Source organism: Enterobacter sp. PGRG2 (assembly GCF_030291195.1).
GTDB lineage: Bacteria > Pseudomonadota > Gammaproteobacteria > Enterobacterales > Enterobacteriaceae > Enterobacter_D.
In genome coordinates, this window is record NZ_CP127837.1 from 114,556 (window position 1) to 134,397 (window position 19,842).

Below are 19,842 nucleotides of genomic sequence, written 5' to 3' on the forward strand. Positions count from 1 at the left end.
CGAATAATTTTCGCTCAGACCTATAGCGTGTGCTATATAACATAGCAAAGGCTATATTCGCTGTATTATTAACCACGCCATCATGAGGGATACCATGCCGTACTCATCACGTCTGAGATTCGTGTTCGCCGCTGCCCTGGTTGCGCTGTTCGCCCTTTCGCCCGCGCAGGCAAAAGAGAAATTCAGGGTCATCACCACTTTCACCGTGATCGCAGATATGGCGCAAAACGTGGCGGGAGATGCGGCAGAGGTCAGTTCGATCACCAAACCGGGGGCGGAGATCCACGAATATCAGCCGACGCCCGGCGACATTAAACGCGCCCAGGGCGCGCAGTTGATCCTCGCCAATGGTCTGAATCTGGAGCTGTGGTTTGCGCGTTTTTATCAGCATCTGTCCGGCGTGCCGGAGGTGGTGGTATCTGATGGTGTAAAACCGATGGGCATCAGCGAAGGCCCCTATAACGGTAAACCTAACCCTCATGCATGGATGTCTGCCGAAAATGCGCTGATCTACGTGGATAACATTCGTGATGCGCTGGTGAAATACGATCCGGACAACGCGCAAATCTACCAGCAAAACGCGACAGCCTATAAAGCGAAGATCCAGGCAACGCTGGCTCCGGTGCGCGCGCAGCTGGACTCACTGCCTGCGGACAAACGCTGGCTGGTGACCAGCGAGGGGGCGTTCTCCTATCTGGCGCGGGATTATGATCTCAAAGAGCTGTACCTGTGGCCGATCAATGCCGATCAGCAGGGCACACCGCAACAAGTGCGCAAAGTGATCGACGCGATCAAGAAAAATCATATTCCGGTGGTGTTCAGCGAAAGTACGGTATCGGATAAACCGGCGAAACAGGTGGCGCGGGAAACCGGCGCGCTCTACGGCGGCGTACTCTACGTTGACTCCCTCAGCGCCGCCGGCGGCCCGGTGCCGACCTTTCTCGATCTGCTGCGCGTAACCAGTGAAACCCTGGTGAAAGGTATTCAGCAGGGCGTGGAGGCGCAAAAATGAATACCTCAGCGCAAACCCAGCCGCCAGGCCTGCATATTCAGAATGTTACCGTCACCTATCGCAACGGCCATACCGCGCTGCGTGACGCCAGTTTTAGCGTGCCGCGGGGTTCCATAGCCGCGCTGGTGGGCATCAACGGCTCGGGTAAATCCACGCTGTTCAAGGCACTGATGGGCTTTGTACGGCTGGCGGGCGGTGAGATTTCCATCCTTCAGCGGCCTGTTAAACAGGCGCTGCGGGAAAATCTGGTGTCCTATGTCCCACAGGCCGAGGAGGTGGACTGGTCCTTTCCGGTACTGGTGGAAGATGTGGTGATGATGGGCCGTTACGGGCATATGGGGATGCTGCGCCGGGCGAAAGCGCCGGATCATCAGGCGGTGGACGCCGCCCTTGCCCGCGTGGGGATGCTGGAATTTCGTCACCGGCAGATCGGCGAGCTCTCCGGCGGGCAGAAAAAGCGGGTGTTTCTTGCCCGCGCCATCGCCCAGGACGGGCAGGTCATTCTGCTGGATGAGCCATTCACCGGTGTCGATGTGCAGACCGAAGCGAAGATCATCGAACTGCTGCGCGAGCTGCGCGACGAGGGGCGCACCATGCTGGTGTCGACGCACAATTTAGGCTCCGTCACAGAATTCTGTGATTACACGGTGATGGTCAAAGGCACGGTGCTGGCGAGCGGGCCGACGGAAACCACCTTTACCGCAGAAAACCTTGAACAGGCGTTCAGCGGCGTGCTGCGTCACGTGGTGTTAAGCGGCAGTGAGGAGCACATCATCACCGATGACGAGCGCCCCTTTATTTCCCGCCGTCCTCCTGCAAAAGGAGAGCAGCCGTGAACTGGATCCTGGAGCCGTTCGGTTACGAATACATGCTTAACGCCATGTGGGTATCGGCGCTGGTGGGCGGCGTGTGCGCGTTTTTATCCTGCTATCTGATGCTTAAAGGCTGGTCGTTGATCGGCGACGCGCTGTCTCACTCCATTGTGCCGGGCGTAGCGGGGGCTTATATGCTCGGCCTGCCCTTCTCCCTCGGCGCGTTCTTATCCGGGGGGCTGGCGGCGGGCGCGATGCTGTTTCTTAATCAGCGCTCGCGCCTGAAAGAAGATGCCATTATCGGCCTGATTTTTTCATCCTTTTTCGGCATTGGCCTGTTTATGGTGTCGCTCAATCCCACGTCCGTAAATATTCAGACCATCGTGCTGGGCAATATTCTGGCCATCGCGCCGGATGACGTCATTCAGCTCGCCATTATCGGCATTGTCTCGCTGGTCATTCTGTTTCTGAAATGGAAAGACCTGATGGTGACCTTTTTTGATGAGAACCATGCCCGCTCCATTGGCCTCAACCCGGCGCGTCTGAAGCTGCTGTTCTTTACGCTGCTGTCGGTGTCCACCGTCGCCGCGCTGCAAACCGTCGGGGCCTTTCTGGTGATCTGTCTGGTGGTGACGCCGGGCGCGACCGCCTGGCTGCTTACCGACCGCTTCCCCAGCCTGTTGATGATTGCGGTGGCGATTGGCAGTATCACCAGCTTTCTCGGCGCCTGGGTCAGCTATTATCTCGACGGCGCCACAGGCGGCATTATCGTGGTGGCGCAAACGCTGCTGTTCCTGCTGGCCTTTGTGTTTGCGCCTAAACACGGTCTGCTGGCGAACCGCCGCCGGGCGCGGCTGGCAAATCAGGAGGCGGCATAATGTTCGAACCCTTCCAGTTTGATTTTATGGTAAACGCGCTGGCGATTTCGGTGATTGTCGCCGTGCCTTGTGCCTTACTGTCGGTTTTTCTGGTGCTGAAAGGCTGGGCGCTGATGGGTGACGCCATGAGCCACGCCGTCTTTCCCGGCGTGGTGATCGCCTGGATCATCGGTATCCCCGTCGCCATCGGCGCTTTTATCGCCGGACTGTTCTGCGCCATCGCTACCGGCTATCTCGACGATAATAGCCGCATTAAGCGCGATACGCTGATGGGCATTGTCTTTTCCGGCATGTTTGGCGCAGGACTGATCCTCTATATCTCCATCCAGTCGGAAGTGCATCTCGACCATATTTTATTTGGCGACATGCTGGGCGTGGCAACGAGCGACATCCTGCAAAGCAGCCTGATAGCCGCCGGAGTGGCGCTGGTGATGCTGGTAAAATGGAAGGATTTTTTACTGCATGCCTTTGATGCTCAGCAGGCAAAAGCCTGCGGCCTTAACACCGCCCTGCTCCATTATGGCCTGCTGTGCATGATCGCCCTGACGATAGTCGCCACCTTAAAATCGGTGGGGATTATTCTGTCGATTTCGCTGCTCATCGCCCCCGGCGCGGTCGCGGTGCTGCTGACGCGCCGTTTCGCCCATGCCCTGTGGCTGGCGGTGATACTGGCCGTGGTGGTCTCTTTTGCCGGGGTCTATCTCTCTTTCTGGCTCGACAGCGCCCCCGCGCCAACCATTGTCGTGCTTTTCACTGCGGTATTTATCCTCGCCTTTCTGGTCGCAGGCTGGCGGGATCGCCGGGCGACAGCCATAAATTAAGCGCCCGCCGGGGGGCGTCAGACGCCCCCAGGTAGGGTAAAAACGTTATTAATGTCAATTTATTGTTTTAAAACGATAAAAAACCATCAACTTACTGTGACTAAACTTTACAAATCACGCCAGCAGGCAGCAAAATGGCTCCTGTCTTAAACTTAAATTGGTTGCGGCTTTTTTCAGCGACCAGCTGATGGTTCCGGGTGAGGATGGAGAATGTTTTCTTTTGTCGCAAGGCAGGCAATTTTTGATGAAAATCTCAATACCTTCGGGTATGAGCTGCTCTTCAGAGATAGCATGACTAACCAGTTTCCCAATGTCTCGCCTGAACAAGCGACTGCTCAGCTTATTGAAGAACAATTTCTCGGTGTACCAACCGACCGTCAGAGCGCTGCCAGCGCGGTATTTGTTAACTTTCCCTATGAACTCCTGATCAAAGGACTGGCGGAAACCTTGCCCAAAGATCGGGTAGTTGTCGAAATTCTGGAAACCGCGCAGCCGGATCCGCGTCTGCTGGAAACCGTTAAGCAACTGCATAAAAAAGGCTTTCGTATTGCGCTGGATGATTTTTCGCTCAGCGATAACTGGAATGCTTTTCTGCCCTATGTCCACATTATTAAATTTGATGTGCGCGAAAGCACCTTACAGGAAATTCAGGCTTATATTCTGCACCACCGTGCGTTGCTCAACGGGACGATTTTCCTCGCGGAGAAAGTCGAAACCATCGAAGAATTCGACACCTGCAAAAATATGGGCTTCACCCTTTTTCAGGGGCATTTTTTTAGCAAGCCGGTGATCTTCAAAAGTAAAAAAATTATTCAGAATCAGATCATTGCGCTAAAGCTTATTCAGGAAGTTAACGCAGAATCCCCGGATCTCATGCAGATTGAGGAATTGCTCAAGCGTGATATCGCGCTCTCGTTCAAAATTATGCGTTATGCGCAGAATATTTTATACAATGCGCGCGGCATTCGCGGCAGCCGCAGCCAGTCAATTAAAGACATTGTGGTTTATCTTGGCGTCACCGAGTTGCGCCGTTTTGTGCTGGTCGCCTGTCTGACGTCGTTTAATAGCCCCAAAACTAATGAAATTTATTATTTAAGCCTGATCCGTGCCCGTTTCTGCGAACTCGCAGCCAACCGGCTGCTTGGCATCCACTCTTCTAACGATGCTTTTATGGTCGGCCTGTTTTCACTGCTGGATGTCATTCTGGGTATTCCTCAGGAAGAGCTGATCGAACAGGTGGTGATCTCCGCCGACGTGCGCATTGCGTTGCAGGAGCGTAAAGGCATGCTTTTTCAGCTGGTGAATCTGGCGCAGCTGTATGAAAACCGCCAGTGGGAAGAAGCCAGCCTGGAAGCGAAAAAGGTCGGGCTGACGCGGGGTATTGTCGCCGAAATGATTAACGACGCCACCAAATGGGCAGATGAAATGCCCATCGGTAAGCCTCAAAGAAGCGGCATTGAGCGCACGCGCTGGCGTTAAGTCTGGCGCTTATCTGTGCTTTTTCTTGCGATGTTCGGAATACATCACCGTATCGCTGTCATTGAGCATTTCAAATATATCAGCGTATTTTTCCGCATCGCTTTGCAGCAGGCCATAGGCATAGTTGATGTGATATTTGTTATCCGCATTAAGATTTAACTCATCGATTTTGGTTTGCAGTTTAAACAGAAACGCATCGGCGTCGTGATCGTTTTTCTGCTGTAGCAATACCGCAAAGGCGCTACCATCCACTCGCCCACAAATATCATCTTTATGCAGACAACTGCCAAGACTGCGGGCAAACCCGCGCAGTACATTATCGCCCTCGGCATGCCCCCAGATGTCATTAATTGACTGTAAGTTGTCTACCACGAAATAAAGCAAGCTGAATGGCGTCTGTGTGCTGGTCATCTCTTTAAAACGTTTGTCGCCAAGGCGGTAAAAACCACGACGATTAGGCAGATCGGTCAGCTTGTCAGTCATCGCCTGGCTGATGATCAGAAATTCATCTTCCACTACTGCCCCCAGGTCGAGCAGTAAATTAATTTCATCGGAACTGAAATCACGGGGTTTTGAGTCAATAATGCAGATGGTACCGGCAATGGAGCCGTCGGGCAAATGTACCGGGCACCCGGCATAAAAGCGCACAAAAGGCGCGCCTGTGACGTAAGGATTCTTCGCGAAGCGCTCATCCTTATGGGCATCTTTGACGATCAAAATCCCCTGCAACAAAATGGCATGGGCGCAAAAGGAAACATTTCGCGAGGTCTGTCGTAAATTCTCGTTGATCGGGGAGATCAGCCACTGCCTGTCGCGATCCAGCAGGGAGATCAGCGCAATAGGCACATTGAAGGTCGCCTTTGCTACACGGGTCAAGCGTGATAATCGCTCATCATCTTTTCTGTCCAGTAAATCCATCATATAGAGAGATTTAAGACGTTCAGTTTCATTGGCGGGCAGTGCGGGTATGTTCATCGGCGTCCCTCATAAATAGTCTTATTAATATAAGACATATATACAAATCCACTAACACTTTCGCATGAGGAAAATAAGGAAAAGCTTATTGCACAATATATTCTTACGTGAATGAAACGCGTTGCTGTTTTTGCATTGCATTTCTGGAATCCGCCTCGCAATTCCTCACCTTGCCTTCCGGTATTTTACTGTTAATTTATACAGCAATTTATGACGGTATGTTCAACAACCGATAAGTGGAAAAGGAGTGGTGTATGACCGGGAAGCCAGTAGTTTCAGAGGTAAAAATGTCTAAAGCGATGCGCCGTATCACGGTGGGATATGTGCGCAGACGTCATGAAGAGCGCAAAACCAAAATCCCCCGGCGTTACAGCCTGCACCCGAGTTTGTCTTTACAGGGCGACTGGCTCGCCGAAGCGGGCTTTCCCACAGGGGCCGCGGTATCGATTGTGGTCGAATTCGGGCAGTTGATCATCCGCCCGTGCACGGAGTAGTGTAATGCGCCTTTATCCGGTATATCACCGGGTAAATTACCTGCAAGGGAGAAGAAATCAGCATGGGTRTATCCCGCTTTACGACATGGATTGGGCAGGTTAACGCCACCGGGGACATCCCATGACGCCAGATAACCACGCGCCACGAATCCGACGGGCCTTTTATTATGCGCCGTTTCGCCATTTGTTTTTTGCCCGCTTGTTTACCGTTTTAGGTAACGGCATCGCGCCCATTGCGCTGGCGTTCGCGGTGCTGGATATGGGTGGCAGCGCCACCGAGCTTGGGATCGTTGTGGCGGCCCGTTCGATTTTTAACGTCGCCTTTCTGCTGATTGGCGGCGTGCTGGCAGATCGTTACTCCCGCAGTATGGTGCTGGTGTCCTCATCCATCATCGCTGCGCTGTCGCAAGGCCTGGTGGCATGGTCAGTGCTGGATGGCGCGGCGACCTTTACCCTGCTGACGGTGCTGGGCGCCATTAACGGCGCAGCGGCGGGCATTGCGCTTCCGGCCTCTTCCGCGATGGTACCGCAAACAGTGCCCGCGCCGACGCTGCGCGAAGCCAACGCTTTTATTCAACTGGGAATTTATGGCGGCACCGTTATCGGCGCTTCGCTGGGCGGGATCCTGATCAGCGCCATTGGTCCGGGCTGGGGACTGGCGGTGGATGCGCTGGGCTTTGCCGCCGCCGCGCCGCTGTATCTGTTGACCCGCGCCGTCGCGCACGCGTCTGACGGCCCGGCTTCCCATATTTTGCAGGATCTGTGCGATGGCTGGAAAGAGTTCATCGCCCGTTCATGGGTTTGGGCGATAGTCGCGCAGTTCGCCATCGTCAACGCGGCCTTCAGCGGTATCGTGATGGTGCTGGGTCCGGTAGTAGCGGACGCCACCTTTGGCCGCGCGAACTGGGGATTTATTATTGCCGCGCAGAGTCTCGGCCTAATCTCAGGATCGGTTATCGCGCTTCGCTGGCGCCCCCGCCGGGATCTGTTTATCGGCGTCATACTGGTCAACCTCTGCGCTCTGCCGGTAGCCTTGCTCAGCCTGTTACCTTCGCCCGCGCTGTTGATGGCGGCCTTTTTTATGGCAGGCGCGGGATTTGGGTTATTTGGCGTGTCCTGGGCGCAGTCGCTGCAAACGCATATCCCACCTGATAAGCTCGCCCGCGTGTACGCTTATGATGCGCTCGGCTCCTTTGTGGCTATCCCGGCAGGAGAACTGGCTGCGGGGCCACTGGCGGCACACTATGGCAGCAATAATGTGCTGCTGGCGTCTGCCGTGGCTATTGTGACGGCGACCATCGCCGTCTGCTTCACCCCATCCATTCGTCAGCTGGATAATACGCCGCCGTTGACGTCTGTCGCCAGATAAGCAAAAGGGGAAAAACAGACGCCGCTAAGCGTTGGTTTTTCCCCTTTCGTTGCCAGAGTCTGGCGCTGACAGGTTATGTCAGCAGACTGGCATTACTTTTTCGGATCGGAATCGGTTTTGTCGCCGGATTCCGGCGCTTCAGATGGATCGTCTTTTTGACCAGCCATAGGGTTCATCATATATTTCATCTTGCCCTCCTTTATTACATCTGTTCAGGCTACTAAATACGCATCAATAACGAAGCGCAAATAAACTCAGGAATATTATTAATTCCAGTCTCTTATTTTCAAAAAAGACTCTTTAAGTCTGACCTCATATTAAAAACTGTCAAGCCACACTTACCCGAAAAATTTCAACAAGCGTTCAGGATTTGTCTTATGTACAAAATACAAAGCTGAACTAATAAACTTAAAAATAAAATACAAAATATATTATGCAGACTGAACTTCTTGATTCCGGTCAAAAACTAATACCTGCGCATGAGCCACTGATTTACAAAAAAATTTGCATTAAATTAGCGCAACCCGAAGCCTGTGCTACGCTTAACTATCAGAAAGTAAAACAATGAAAACATTGAAACATAATAATGATGATGTTTCGCTGTTTCCATTGTGTCCGATAAACAAAAATGTGGGGGGGGAATTATCATTGTGATGATAGCAACTTTTCCGCCACATATATTGCCTACAACAATGTTCTATCAGGAGAAATTAATATGACTCATCTGGAAAATTATCATGACTGGTTACGTGATGCTCATGCGATGGAAAAACAAGCTGAGTCAATGTTGTCCAAAATGGCAGACCGCCTGGAGCATTACCCCGATCTGAAAGCCCGCATTGTGCAGCACATTGAAGAAACCCGTCAGCAACAAGTCCTGCTTGATCAGGTGATCGAACGCAATGGCGTTTCCACCTCAATCGTAAAAGATGCCATGAGCAAAATGGCGGCGCTGGGCCAGGCCGTTGGCGGCATGATGACGCCTGATGAAGTGGTAAAAGGCGCCATCAGCGGTTATGTGTTTGAGCACTTCGAAATTGCCTGTTACACCTCCCTGATCGCTGCGGCGAAAATGGCCGGTGATGAGGAAGGCGCACGCGTATTTGCACAAATTCTGGAGCAGGAAAAAGCGATGGCGGAATGGTGCATCACCCATATTCCAGACGTCACCGAGCAGTTCCTGATCCGTTCGGCGACACCAGACACCGAAGCTAAAAAGTAATCTTTCCACTGAGAACCGGCGCAGACCACGCCTTCGGGCGATGATGATAATACAGAGGAAATTATGTTCAGACATGTGAAGCAATTACAGTACACCGTTCGTGTAGCGGAGCCTAATCCGGGCCTCGCTAACCTTTTACTTGAGCAGTTTGGCGGCCCGCAGGGCGAACTGGCTGCTGCCTGCCGTTACTTTACCCAGGGCCTGAGTGACGACGATCCGGGACGCAAAGATATGCTGCTGGATATCGCCACTGAAGAGCTGAGCCACCTCGAAATCATCGGTACGCTGGTCGGCATGCTGAACAAGGGTGCCAAAGGTGAACTGGCGGAAGGGACTGAAAAAGAAGCAGAGCTTTATCGCTCGCTGACCGGCCGCGGCAACGACAGCCATATCACCTCCCTTCTGTACGGTGGCGGTACGCCGCTGACCAACTCCGGGGGCGTGCCCTGGACGGCAGCTTATATCGATACCATCGGCGAACCGACCGCGGATCTGCGTTCTAACATCGCTGCTGAAGCACGTGCGAAAATCATCTATGAACGCCTTATTAACCTGACGGACGATCCAGGCGTGAAAGATGCGCTGGGCTTTTTGATGACGCGCGAAGTGGCGCACCAGATGTCTTTCGAAAAAGCCCTGTACTCTATTCGCAACAATTTCCCGCCGGGTAAATTGCCGCCGATCGAGCAGTATGCCAACACCTACTTCAATATGTCTGAAGGGGAAGAAGTTCGTGGCAGCTGGAACAGCGACGAGAACTTCAACTATGTTGCCGATCCGCAGCCAGCCGTTGATGGTGGCGACGGTAAAGCCTCTGTCACGCTGCCTTCGCAGCAGGAAAGTGATTTGCTGGCGATGATCAAGCGCACGCAATCCGATCCAGCTATCAATCCGGTCACCGGCACTGACCTGGGATCTGTTGCAGAGCCGATCGAAAATACCGCAGCGAAAAAAGACGTTTAATTTTTTCAATGCATTCTGAGCGAGCCCGGATCTTATTCCGGGCTCGCGCAGTTAAGGAGTTTGTTATGACAATGCCTTCGGCGTCTATTGCCAATGAATTAGGTCGCTTACTGACGGAAAAAAAACTCTTTTTGACCACTGCTGAGTCCTGTACCGGCGGACAAATTGCCTCTGCATTATGTGCGGCAAAAGACACCCCCTCTTTTTATGGCAGCGGTTTTGTCACTTTTACGGATGAAGCAAAAATCACCACTCTCGGCGTTAAGAAGAAAACCATTGAGATGCACACTGCCGTAAGTCAGCAGACAGTGATTGAGATGACGGCCGGTGCTATTGCTCATTCTGGCGCGGACGTGGCAATTGCGGTCAGCGGTTACGCCGGGCCTGATGGTGGCGAAGACGGCACGCCCGCGGGAACTATCTGGTTTGCATGGCAATTACCGGGGTCAGAAACCTATACCCAGTGTAAACAATTTGAAGGGGACAGTGAGGCAGTATTATTGCAGGCGGCGAATTACGCCATGGCCGGCACTATTCTGCTGCTGGAAGAATTAAAATCCTGATAGCTCTTTTTATTTATCATTTCCTGAAAAACAAAATGGCAACCCCACACGTAAGTGCAGGATTGCCAGTACCGGTTCTTTAATTTTTAACGTCGTCATTCACGTCAGCAAATGAAAGAACACCGGTTAGCGCATTGACGGATCAGGAAGAACGTCCGCCGCCATGGCTGTTTTTACCGCCTTTTTTACCCGCTTCTGAGGCTCTTTCAGGGTCATTCTTAAAGTTGCCGCCGCTTTGCTGGCCGCCTTTTTTCCCTGCTTCGGATGCGCGTTCGCGATCTTGTGAGAAATTACCGGAACCGCCACGTTGCTGAGTCATAATTAATACCTCATTGAGTTTTGGTAAATCAGGGGAAGTATTTCCCCGTCAGGCAATATTAACTATAGCGTCTGCCAGCGAAGATGCAAATATAAAAGCCATTATATTAATCGTGCCAGGAGTGCCTGGAATTATCTTAAAGCGAGACATGGAATATAACGAAGCGGCAGAGTAAGAATATATTTATTTATATTTAATAATCTTACAAAAAAAAGAGGCGGGCCAGTATGCCCGCCTTCTGATTAAATACGATATATCGCAGAGCGCGACAGGATTAATGCCAGGTGGTAGCCGTTTCCTTGCGCTCTTTCAGCACGCGAGTGTTGTCTGCTTCAGTCGCGTTGCCCATCGGTTTACCGTTGTACTCCATAGTGGCATGAGAGTAATAGTTGATGCGCGGGCAGGATTTGGCGCAGCCATAGGACATGATGGTACGGAACAGGAATTCCGGATCCTGCCAGCCGAAACCATAGCTGTAGGCATAAGCGTTGGCGCTGGATTTGTTATGCGCCGCCCCCAGCAAATGGCCAATTTCATGACCGAAGCTGTAACCGCCCACCGCGCAGGAAGCCTCCACCACCGCAAAGGCGGTTGACGCTCTGGCGTTTACATAGGCCTGGCCGCAGAAACCGTACTTCTTCGCCAGCAGAACCGCAATATTGGCATTGGTCAGGCCGCGCTGGTAGTGCACTTCTTCCAGCTTGTTGTCATTGGTGTTTTTCAGATCGCGCAGCATGTCGGATGAATTCGCTGGCTCAACATAGGACGGATCGATCATGGTCCCTGCCAGCACCAGTTTCAGATCGATACCGCTGTTTTCGTAGCCTTCGTTCGTTTCTTCCACCGCCAGCTGCGCCACCGCGTCCAGATCGCCCAGGCTTTTCGCCGCCGCCGGTGTGGCAGCAACCAGCACGCTCACCCTGGTCTTTTCAGGCTGCGGCACTACGGGCACATAGCAGGTGCCCTGCGGCTCCCACACCGGGTTAACGCCCGGCACATCATCCGCCGCCACCTTATTACGGCTGCGATAGTTGATGCCCTGGTAGCTCACCAACAGATCCGCCTGCGGATAGCTGTTCTGCGCCGCCCATTCCGCCGCACAGACCTGCACGGGTACAGGTAATGGTAGTGGCGCCGGGGCTTCACCAGTCTGAACACAGACGCCATTTGGCTCCCATACCGGCGACACACCCGGCATTTCGCCTTTGGTTTCCCAGCGGCTGCGGTAGTTACGCTCGTTGTAGCTCACCATCCAGCCTTTTTCCGGATAGGTGGTATCGGCCCCCCAGGATGACTGACACGGCAGCGTATAACCCAGGCGGGATAAATCAGGCGCGTCGTTTTCTTCGTAGGTGACATCTGAAACCACCGTTTCCAGATGTTCCGTGTCGTAAGGTACGGCGGCTTCGTTGATTTTGATCACCGCATGCTGGCCGCTGCTCAGCGGCTGGATGCGGTACAGCTGTCCGTTGCGACGCACGGTGCCGGTGACCTTATCGCCTTTGCGTACCAGGATCACCGAATCAAAGTCAGCCGCCTTCAGTGACTTCATGGCGGTATTTTTCAGCATTTTGCGGTTATAGCGGCCGCGCCAGACCTGCATCCCACGATCGGTTTTGCTGAAGCTGGCTAACCAGACCTTTTCTTCCTTCGTCTGGCCCGGCAGCAGCACCGTCAGAAAAGGCGTGGAGTCGGCAATAATGTTGCTGTTAATGCCGATAACCTCAACCGAGGCCGTTGCAGGATCCGCGGCGATGGCGCGGGTTTCGCTGGAGGATTTCAGTAATTTGCTTTTGATAAAAAGGCTATTATCCGCGGCGCTGACCTGGCTGGCGCCCAATAACAGCGAGGTGCCTAATAAATATAATAGTGGGTGTCGTTTCATTGTCGTCTTCCTTTTAACGCTCATCATCCTGATGGGCGTATTCCATGAAATAGTGTGACTGACCGGTAATATGTTTAAAAAACAATCACCCCTGTCAGTTAGCGACACATCTTAAATAAACAGGTAATTGATATCTCTTGATGAAATCTGAAAAGGCGGGGAAATGCAGGCGGGTAATAGGTTAATAACATTGACTATATTCACCGGGCAGATAACTGCCCGGTGTTAACACAGATTATAAACCTGAATGACGATATTCGTCGTTTTTCACTTTTTCCGCGGCAACTTTACCGGCAATAAAAGCATGATCGGAATTGTAATATTCCCATTCGCTATAGCGTCCGGACAGAATGATGTCACGGGATAACAGCCATTTTCTGACCGTTTCAACATTTGCTTTACGCTGATGATCGTAAAGCACATACGCGCAGGGAATATCGACCTGGCTTGCGGTCAGCACGGGATCGTCAGCGGTAAAGAGCCCCACTTCAATACATTCCCGGATGCATCTGTCGATCAGCACCTGTCCCTGCTCCGGCAGCGGCTTGTCCGGTGAATAGGTGATCTCGCAGGTCAGCCCGAAGCCATTTTCCGGATTACAGTGTGGGCTGGCGTTGCCCTGCACAAAAATACGGTGGAAGACGGTTCTGCCCGCAAAATAGATCCAGTGTTTATCGGTTAAATTCGCCCGGCCTATTCCCAGGTTGACGCAGCGCACCGACACATGACGCAGGCCATTCGCCGCCGCCCGTACCGATGACGGCACTTCATCGCCCATAATATGGATAAGCTGCGGCAGCGGCATGGTGCTGATCAGCTGTTCGTACCGATACTGCCTGCCGTCCGCCAGCACCGCCAGATGCTGCTGGGCAAAGATCTGCTTCACTTCCGCCCCGGTTTCCACCGTACCTTTGATATAGGGTAAAAATGCCGTCATCAGCGCCTGGAAGCCGCCTTTCAGCGGATAGCCGAAGAAAGCGTTCGGCCCCATCGGTTTGCCCTTTTCGGTCAGCGCGCCTTCAATGATCTGTGCCAGATCCGGCAGCGGTACGCGTCCGCCCAGCCATGAGGTTTCCATCTCGGCGAGCGGCACCGCCCACAATTTTTTGTTGTACGGAATGGCGAAGTGCCTGGCGATGCCCGCGCCCCAGGTTTTATAGATGAAGCTTTCAAAATTGTCCGGCGGCATGGCGTCCTGCACGCTGTCATTGCTGCTCAGATCCGGGATGCTGCCATCCGCGCAGCAGTCCACCACCTGACCGGCGCTGCTGTCACATGAGGCCTCTTTATCGCTACGGATCGACACGGTTTTCGCCGCGGATGCCACGCCATAACGCGCCTCTATCGCGCCGAGAATACACTCTTTAATGATATTGGGCGGCAGGCCGTAGAGCGCGCCCTGGAAAGGGTAGCGGGTATAGACGCCCTCGGTGTAAACCCAGGCCTCTCGCGCCTGCCAGTGAAGGTTACTGCCAAGCAGCATGTCGTACAGCGCCTTCACGTAGCTGTCTTCGGAAAACATAATGTGTCCGGCATAATCGAAGGTGAATCCTTTGTCCTCGATGGATCGGCACAGCCCGCCGACGGTGGCATTGCGCTCCAGCAGGGTCGCGCCTTCGCCATAATGAAAGGCGGCGCTCAGCCCTGTCGGTCCGGCTCCCAGAATCAGACAGCGGGTGGACACTGCCGGCGCATGGTGCGGCGGCGTCAGGCGTAATACCGAAGGGTCGTTGATCTCCGCCATGTCCGTTGCGGCGCTGAGCACATTTTCCGGCGGCGTGCTGTACAGCAGATTATCCATCAGCGTATGCATTTTTTCGGCAGTGTGATCCCATGAAGTCGCCGCCACAATGCCCTGCATCGCCTGCTGCTGATTTTGGCGGGCCGCGTCACTCATCTGCAGCGCCGCTTCACAGGCGCGAACGTACTCTGCGGGCGTACGGGCAATCGCCACCACGTGGCCATATGGTTTTTCCACGTCGGTAATGGGCGTGCTGACCACCGGCAACTGCGCCGCCATATACTCCAGCACTTTGGTGGGGCTGATAAACTGCGTCGCGGCATTGAGCGCAAAAGGCATCAGACACACATCCCATCCCGCCAGGAACTGCGGCAGCGCCTGATAGGGCTGCATGCCGAGATAATGGATATTTTGTCGCTGCGGCAGCGAAGCCGGATCGATTTTCACCACCGGCCCGACCATTACCAGTTGCCAGTCGGGATGCGCGTCCGCCAGCGCGCTGATAATGTCCAGATCCATACGCTCATCAATCACGCCGCAAAATCCCAAACGTGGATGGGGAATATCGTCCTGTAAAGGATGATGGTTAGCGCGATCCAGCGCCTGTTCAAAATGCACCGCATCGACGCTGCTGGTGAAGCAGTGCACGTTGTGATGCCGCCCGGCTTTCGCTGCATACAGGCTTGGCCCGCCGGTGAAAACAATATCCGCCCGTGAGAGCAGCGCGGATTCACGTTGCAGCAGCTGACGCGGCGCTTTTTCGAAGGCGGCCAGCTCATCCATGCAGTCGTAAACCACCAGCGCGGGCGAAAACACTTTCAGCAGCGGCAGCGCCATTGGGGTATAAAACCAGACGATGGGCGTTTCGTCGTCTTCGGTAATTTCCGCCAGCAACGACTGCATATACTCGATCTGCCCGTCATGAAAACCGGTAACCGGCGATGGCGTATGCGGCTTCACGACGGTCACATTAGGCGCGGGCTGGCTCAGGTAAAGCGCCGGTTCATCGGCGGAAAATACCGGCTCTTCGATAAAAAATATCGAATAGTGCTCAGCCAGACGGGTCATCAAATGCTGCGGGCGCTGAAATACAAAATCCCAGCGCAGATGGCTAAAAACATAGATTCTTTTCATAGGTTTTCTCTCTTTGCAGGCCCTGTGCGCCACGCTAAATAAACACTGGAAATGATCGAGCATCTGCCGGGCGCGGTTGAGCGCCTGCGCATAGACTGGATCGAGCTGACGTTCAAAAGGGTCATGTCCTTCGGGGTCGATATTCCATAAGCCGCTGCGATGCCAGACGGCGTGGTTTTCCCAGTCCGGCCGGTCAATGACGGGATAAAGACAGATCCCCATCATCTCCACGCCCGCGATCTGCGCCTGGGCGACTTCCCGGGCAATCTCCGTGATCCAGGCACCCCGCCCGCTGCCCACATGGCTGGTTTCAGCCAGCAGGAGGGGGCGCTCGTAACGCTGATAAAGTTCTGCCAGCAGGCTGTGCAGCCTTTTGCGCCGACTGTCGCCCAGATGCCACCAGAGACGGCGGTTGGTTTCGCTTTCCCACTGGTTGTCGTGGTAGTAATTCGCGCCAATCAGATCCAGATAACGCGGCGCGCCGCCCAGTTCCGGCTCCAGACGCCCGGCGAGCATATCCCAGGCCTGAAACTGCGCGTTGTGCCAGCCTGCCGCGTTCTGCTGCGATTCGGGGCTGTCGTCCGGCGATACCAGATGAATAATGGGATCGCAGTGTAAAAATCGCGCCCGGGGATCCGCCTGCCAGATGGCATCGCAGGCGGCAAGCGTGGCGCGAACAAGTTGACGTTTGCTGCGAATACCGGTCGGATCGCGCACGCTGAGAGAAGGCGCAAATAGTCCGACCGATATCCCCCAGCTGGTAAAAGACATTTCATTGATCGGCGAATAAACTGGCGCCTCGTCATAATACGGGCGCAGGAATGTAGCCAGCGCTCCGCACAGCTGAGCGAAGCGCGAAATAAAATCTTCGGAAAAGAATTCAATATTTTCCGGCCAGCCGTAATGACAAATGGTCCAGCAAATCTGAATGCCGTTGTCCTGCGCTGCTGCCATTTTTTCAGCAACGGAAGAAAAGTCGTAGCCATTTTCCTGTTCCACCAGCCGCCAGCCGACGCTTTCCCTGACGGTGGTAATTTGAAATGGCGCGAGCGCCTGATAATCCTGCCGATGCTTTTTATCATGGGCTGTGGCGTTATTCATTGAAAGCGCATCATTATTTCGGGTGATATGATCGGCACCCTCATACCCCGCCTGCCAGAACGATCTGAACACCTGCATAGCAACGTCTCCGCAATGATACTTTTCATGCGCACACGGGACGTGAATGAAAAATAAAATTGATAAATTATTCCGGGGAACCGCTCGGTTTCTTTAGCATTAAAGAGAGTTTTATTAAGAGATTGCGCTGCTTTATAAGAATAGAGCCTAATTAGCAAACGGGCAGAAAGATAAATGTTTAAGGGTACTTATAAGATTAATCCTGGCTGTAATTAATTTTAGTTCGTCTGCTAATCAACGAAATAATTTGCACAAGAAAGTGCTAATAAAAACTTCGTTAAAATAATAAATATCTATCATGGAAATTTTAATTGTGAGATTAATCAATTCATAACGGTGTTAAAACACGCGACCAATATTTATGGCGTTTTAATAATTATTAACCTTTACCCTGAAAAATTTCTGCATCCGGCACCCGGTGACTACTGGCGCGCGCTCCCCCATGCCCCGGGCTGGTCTTTTGTTAACAATCAGGCTATAAAGAACGCCATACGGACATTCAGACATCCATACGTTTAGAAGGTGATATGCAAAGGCAACAAGAAAATGGCGAGCTTAAGCGCACCATGAAACCCCGGCATTTGATCATGCTTTCCCTGGGCGGCGTCATTGGCACAGGGTTGTTTTTTAACACGGGCTACATCATTTCCACCACAGGCGCGGCAGGGACGCTGCTGGCTTACCTGATTGGCGCGCTGGTGGTCTGGCTGGTGATGCAGTGCCTCGGGGAGCTTTCCGTGGCGATGCCCGTGACAGGCGCTTTCCATGTTTATGCGGCGCGCTATATTGGCCCGGCAACCGGCTACACCGTGGCATGGTTATACTGGCTTACCTGGACAGTGGCGCTGGGATCGAGCTTCACCGCCGCCGGATTCTGTATGCAGTACTGGTTTCCACACGTCCCTGTCTGGATATGGAGCGCCCTGTTTTGCGTGCTGATTTTTTCCCTTAACGCGGTCTCAACGCGCTTTTTTGCCGAAGGGGAATTCTGGTTCTCCCTGATTAAAGTCGCGACTATTCTCGTCTTTATTATCCTGGGCTGCGGGGCGATCTTCGGTTTTATCCCGATGAAGGATGGATCCTCCGCGCCTGGGCTGGTTAATCTCACCCGCGAGGGCTGGTTCCCCCACGGCGGTCTGCCCATTCTGATGACCATGGTGGCGGTGAATTTCGCGTTTTCCGGCACTGAGCTTATTGGCATAGCGGCAGGGGAAACGGAAAATCCGCATCAGGCGATCCCGGTGGCGATCCGGGCCACTATCGCCCGGTTGATTGTGTTTTTTATCGGCACGGTCTTTGTTCTCGCAGCGCTGATCCCCATGGAAGTCGCGGGCGTTGAGAAAAGCCCCTTTGTGCTGGTCTTTGAAAAAATTGGCATTCCGTACGCAGCGGATATTTTCAACTTTGTCATCCTGACGGCCATTCTTTCCGCGGCGAATTCCGGTCTCTATGCATCGGGCCGTATGCTGTGGTCGCTGTCCAATGAAAAAACCTTGCCGGGCTGTTTTGCCCGCGTTAATAAAAACGGCGTGCCGCTGGTGGCGCTTTCCGCTTCTATGATCGGCGGCCTGCTGGCGCTGTTATCCAGCGTGATCGCCCCTGATACGGTATTTGTTGCCCTCAGCGCCATATCTGGCTTTGCCGTGGTAGCCGTCTGGCTCAGCATCTGCGCGTCTCATTTTGTATTTCGTCGCCGCCATATCCGGTCGGGTAAGCTGCTCGCCGGGTTGCAATACCGGGCGCCCTGGTATCCCCTGGTGCCGGTACTCGGCTTCCTGCTGTGTCTGCTCGCCTGTATCGGTCTGGCGTTCGATCCCGATCAGCGCATTGCCCTCTGGTGCGGCATACCTTTCGTTGCCCTCTGCTATGCCAGCTATTTTCTGACTCATAAAACCACATCGAAGGAGACTGACTATGCCGCAGATTAATCCCCTTACCGCTCTGCTTGAAAGTCATCCTTTTGCCGTACTTGATGGCGCGCTGGCCACCGAACTGGAAGCGCGCGGATGCAACCTTGCGGATAATCTCTGGTCCGCGAAAGTGTTAATGGAAAATCCGCAGCTTATCCGGGACGTGCATCTGGACTATTTCCGCGCGGGCGCGCAAATTGCCATTACCGCCAGTTACCAGGCCACGCCTTTGGGCTTTTCGGCACGTGGACTGACGGAGGCGCAATCGGCAGCGCTGATTGAACAGAGCGTTGCGCTGGCGAAAGAAGCGCGGGAAATTTATCTGCGTGAGGATCCAGCCGCGGGTCCGCTGCTGGTGGCGGGATCTGTCGGGCCATACGGCGCTTATCTGGCCGATGGTTCTGAATATCGCGGCGATTATGTACGCCCTGCGGAAGAATTTAAGGCTTTTCATCGCCCGCGCATTGAAGCCCTGCTCAATGCCGGGGCCGATCTGCTGGCCTGTGAAACCTTACCCTCTTTTGCCGAAATCACCGCGCTGGCCGACCTGCTGACAGAGTACCCGCAGGCACGGGCGTGGTTCTCCTTTACCTTAAGGGATGACCAGCATCTGAGCGATGGCACACCGCTCGTTCAGGTGGTGAATACGCTTGCCGCCTGTCCACAAGTTATTGCGCTGGGGATTAACTGTATCGCGCTGAATAAAACCACCGCCGCGCTGAAGCACCTGCAAAGCCTGAGCGCGCTGCCACTGGTGGTTTATCCTAATTCCGGTGAAACCTATGACGCGGTAAGCAAAGCCTGGCATACGCATGGCGACAGCTGCGGATCCCTGGCGGGGCATTTGTCACAGTGGTTAGAGGCCGGGGCGAAACTGATTGGCGGATGCTGCCGCACGACGCCAGAAGATATCGCCGCGCTGCGTGAACGCCGCTGATGCATCTTTAATGATACGCGCAGGCTCTGAAACCGACTGGCAGCATAGCGGCTTTTCATCCTGCGCGATGTCCCTTTAAACGAAAGCCTTCCCCTGTTGTTTTCCTGCCCTACAGACTCCGTTATCATGCTCGCTATGCCTTATAAACC

Annotated in this window: 17 protein-coding genes; 12 read left to right on the forward strand and 5 right to left on the reverse strand. The window is 53.6% G+C overall.

Annotated features, from left to right (window positions below; translation table 11 throughout):
• The first annotated feature begins 94 nt into the window (after nucleotides 1-94).
• The 5 genes from QRD42_RS00440 to QRD42_RS00460 all read left to right on the forward strand — a co-directional run bounded on the left by QRD42_RS00440 (nucleotide 95) and on the right by QRD42_RS00460 (nucleotide 5,002).
• Entirely contained in the window at nucleotides 95-1,012 is a 918-nt protein-coding gene (locus QRD42_RS00440) for a metal ABC transporter substrate-binding protein (protein WP_321987944.1), read from the forward strand.
• Nucleotides 1,009-1,848: a manganese/iron ABC transporter ATP-binding protein gene (locus QRD42_RS00445; RefSeq protein ID WP_321987945.1), complete on the forward strand. Its 840-nt coding sequence runs from the start codon at nucleotides 1,009-1,011 to the stop codon at nucleotides 1,846-1,848. The genes QRD42_RS00440 and QRD42_RS00445 overlap by 4 nt, the downstream gene beginning before the upstream one ends.
• Nucleotides 1,845-2,702, forward strand: a complete 858-nt coding sequence (gene sitC, locus QRD42_RS00450) for an iron/manganese ABC transporter permease subunit SitC (protein WP_321987946.1) — start codon at nucleotides 1,845-1,847, stop codon at nucleotides 2,700-2,702. Before QRD42_RS00445 ends, sitC begins: the two co-directional genes overlap by 4 nt.
• Nucleotides 2,702-3,523: an iron/manganese ABC transporter permease subunit SitD gene (gene sitD, locus QRD42_RS00455; protein ID WP_072570000.1), complete on the forward strand. Its 822-nt coding sequence runs from the start codon at nucleotides 2,702-2,704 to the stop codon at nucleotides 3,521-3,523. Before sitC ends, sitD begins: the two co-directional genes overlap by 1 nt.
• Nucleotides 3,524-3,733: 210 nt before the next feature.
• Nucleotides 3,734-5,002, forward strand: a complete 1,269-nt coding sequence (locus tag QRD42_RS00460) for an EAL and HDOD domain-containing protein (RefSeq protein ID WP_321987947.1) — start codon at nucleotides 3,734-3,736, stop codon at nucleotides 5,000-5,002.
• Between the two features lie 9 nt (nucleotides 5,003-5,011).
• Here the strand turns inward: QRD42_RS00460 and QRD42_RS00465 are convergent, their stop codons facing one another.
• Complete coding sequence (locus QRD42_RS00465) at nucleotides 5,012-5,977, reverse strand: sensor domain-containing diguanylate cyclase (RefSeq protein WP_321987948.1); 966 nt, start codon at nucleotides 5,975-5,977, stop codon at nucleotides 5,012-5,014.
• A 254-nt stretch (nucleotides 5,978-6,231) separates the two neighbouring features.
• Here QRD42_RS00465 and QRD42_RS00470 point away from each other — a divergent pair, with 254 nt between their 5' ends.
• Nucleotides 6,232-6,471, forward strand: a complete 240-nt coding sequence (locus QRD42_RS00470) for a SymE family type I addiction module toxin (protein ID WP_321987949.1) — start codon at nucleotides 6,232-6,234, stop codon at nucleotides 6,469-6,471.
• A gap of 121 nt (nucleotides 6,472-6,592) precedes the next feature.
• Nucleotides 6,593-7,840, forward strand: coding sequence for an MFS transporter (locus tag QRD42_RS00475; RefSeq protein ID WP_321987950.1), 1,248 nt, complete (start codon nucleotides 6,593-6,595; stop codon nucleotides 7,838-7,840).
• A gap of 92 nt (nucleotides 7,841-7,932) precedes the next feature.
• On the opposite strand, the gene QRD42_RS00480 is transcribed toward QRD42_RS00475, so the two are convergent.
• Entirely contained in the window at nucleotides 7,933-8,028 is a 96-nt protein-coding gene (locus tag QRD42_RS00480) for a hypothetical protein (protein WP_318373570.1), read from the reverse strand.
• A 527-nt stretch (nucleotides 8,029-8,555) separates the two neighbouring features.
• On the opposite strand from QRD42_RS00480, the gene QRD42_RS00485 reads away from it, so the two are divergent.
• From QRD42_RS00485 to QRD42_RS00495, 3 genes are all read left to right on the forward strand, one after another.
• On the forward strand, nucleotides 8,556-9,062 hold the full coding sequence (locus tag QRD42_RS00485) for a ferritin-like domain-containing protein (RefSeq protein ID WP_072569995.1): 507 nt from the start codon (nucleotides 8,556-8,558) through the stop codon (nucleotides 9,060-9,062).
• 63 nt (nucleotides 9,063-9,125) lie between these two features.
• Nucleotides 9,126-10,025: a manganese catalase family protein gene (locus QRD42_RS00490; RefSeq protein WP_318364273.1), complete on the forward strand. Its 900-nt coding sequence runs from the start codon at nucleotides 9,126-9,128 to the stop codon at nucleotides 10,023-10,025.
• A gap of 65 nt (nucleotides 10,026-10,090) precedes the next feature.
• Nucleotides 10,091-10,588 carry a 2-oxo-tetronate isomerase gene (locus tag QRD42_RS00495; protein ID WP_072569993.1) on the forward strand — a complete coding sequence of 166 codons (498 nt, stop codon included), beginning with the start codon at nucleotides 10,091-10,093 and terminating at the stop codon, nucleotides 10,586-10,588.
• Nucleotides 10,589-10,730: 142 nt separating this feature from the next.
• On the opposite strand, the gene QRD42_RS00500 is transcribed toward QRD42_RS00495, so the two are convergent.
• The 3 genes from QRD42_RS00500 to QRD42_RS00510 form a co-directional block, all read right to left on the reverse strand.
• Nucleotides 10,731-10,907 (reverse strand): general stress protein, encoded by a 177-nt coding sequence (locus QRD42_RS00500; RefSeq protein ID WP_072569992.1) that lies wholly within the window; start codon nucleotides 10,905-10,907, stop codon nucleotides 10,731-10,733.
• 274 nt (nucleotides 10,908-11,181) lie between these two features.
• Nucleotides 11,182-12,792, reverse strand: coding sequence for a reprolysin-like metallopeptidase (locus tag QRD42_RS00505; RefSeq protein WP_321987951.1), 1,611 nt, complete (start codon nucleotides 12,790-12,792; stop codon nucleotides 11,182-11,184).
• Nucleotides 12,793-13,027: 235 nt separating this feature from the next.
• On the reverse strand, nucleotides 13,028-16,846 hold the full coding sequence (locus tag QRD42_RS00510; protein WP_321987952.1) for a glycosyltransferase: 3,819 nt from the start codon (nucleotides 16,844-16,846) through the stop codon (nucleotides 13,028-13,030).
• Between the two features lie 527 nt (nucleotides 16,847-17,373).
• On the opposite strand from QRD42_RS00510, the gene mmuP reads away from it, so the two are divergent.
• Together mmuP and mmuM are read left to right on the forward strand one after the other, a co-directional pair.
• Complete coding sequence (gene mmuP / locus QRD42_RS00515; protein WP_321987953.1) at nucleotides 17,374-18,774, forward strand: S-methylmethionine permease; 1,401 nt, start codon at nucleotides 17,374-17,376, stop codon at nucleotides 18,772-18,774.
• A complete protein-coding gene (gene mmuM, locus QRD42_RS00520) occupies nucleotides 18,761-19,693 on the forward strand; it encodes a homocysteine S-methyltransferase (protein ID WP_321987954.1) in 933 nt (310 codons plus the stop codon). The genes mmuP and mmuM overlap by 14 nt, the downstream gene beginning before the upstream one ends.
• The last annotated feature ends 149 nt before the right edge of the window (nucleotides 19,694-19,842 follow it).

Excerpts from the sequence above, each read along its gene's own strand:
- QRD42_RS00440 (WP_321987944.1), top strand. The coding sequence starts at position 95 with ATGCCGTACTCATCACGTCTGAGATTCGTGTTCGCCGCTGCCCTGGTT.
- QRD42_RS00445 (WP_321987945.1), top strand. The coding sequence starts at position 1,009 with ATGAATACCTCAGCGCAAACCCAGCCGCCAGGCCTGCATATTCAGAAT.
- sitD (WP_072570000.1), top strand. The coding sequence starts at position 2,702 with ATGTTCGAACCCTTCCAGTTTGATTTTATGGTAAACGCGCTGGCGATT.
- QRD42_RS00460 (WP_321987947.1), top strand. The coding sequence starts at position 3,734 with ATGTTTTCTTTTGTCGCAAGGCAGGCAATTTTTGATGAAAATCTCAAT.
- QRD42_RS00465 (WP_321987948.1), bottom strand. The coding sequence starts at position 5,977 with ATGAACATACCCGCACTGCCCGCCAATGAAACTGAACGTCTTAAATCT.
- QRD42_RS00470 (WP_321987949.1), top strand. The coding sequence starts at position 6,232 with ATGACCGGGAAGCCAGTAGTTTCAGAGGTAAAAATGTCTAAAGCGATG.
- QRD42_RS00475 (WP_321987950.1), top strand. The coding sequence starts at position 6,593 with ATGACGCCAGATAACCACGCGCCACGAATCCGACGGGCCTTTTATTAT.
- QRD42_RS00480 (WP_318373570.1), bottom strand. The coding sequence starts at position 8,028 with ATGAAATATATGATGAACCCTATGGCTGGTCAAAAAGACGATCCATCT.
- QRD42_RS00485 (WP_072569995.1), top strand. The coding sequence starts at position 8,556 with ATGACTCATCTGGAAAATTATCATGACTGGTTACGTGATGCTCATGCG.
- QRD42_RS00490 (WP_318364273.1), top strand. The coding sequence starts at position 9,126 with ATGTTCAGACATGTGAAGCAATTACAGTACACCGTTCGTGTAGCGGAG.
- QRD42_RS00495 (WP_072569993.1), top strand. The coding sequence starts at position 10,091 with ATGACAATGCCTTCGGCGTCTATTGCCAATGAATTAGGTCGCTTACTG.
- QRD42_RS00500 (WP_072569992.1), bottom strand. The coding sequence starts at position 10,907 with ATGACTCAGCAACGTGGCGGTTCCGGTAATTTCTCACAAGATCGCGAA.
- QRD42_RS00505 (WP_321987951.1), bottom strand. The coding sequence starts at position 12,792 with ATGAAACGACACCCACTATTATATTTATTAGGCACCTCGCTGTTATTG.
- QRD42_RS00510 (WP_321987952.1), bottom strand. The coding sequence starts at position 16,846 with ATGCAGGTGTTCAGATCGTTCTGGCAGGCGGGGTATGAGGGTGCCGAT.
- mmuP (WP_321987953.1), top strand. The coding sequence starts at position 17,374 with ATGCAAAGGCAACAAGAAAATGGCGAGCTTAAGCGCACCATGAAACCC.
- mmuM (WP_321987954.1), top strand. The coding sequence starts at position 18,761 with ATGCCGCAGATTAATCCCCTTACCGCTCTGCTTGAAAGTCATCCTTTT.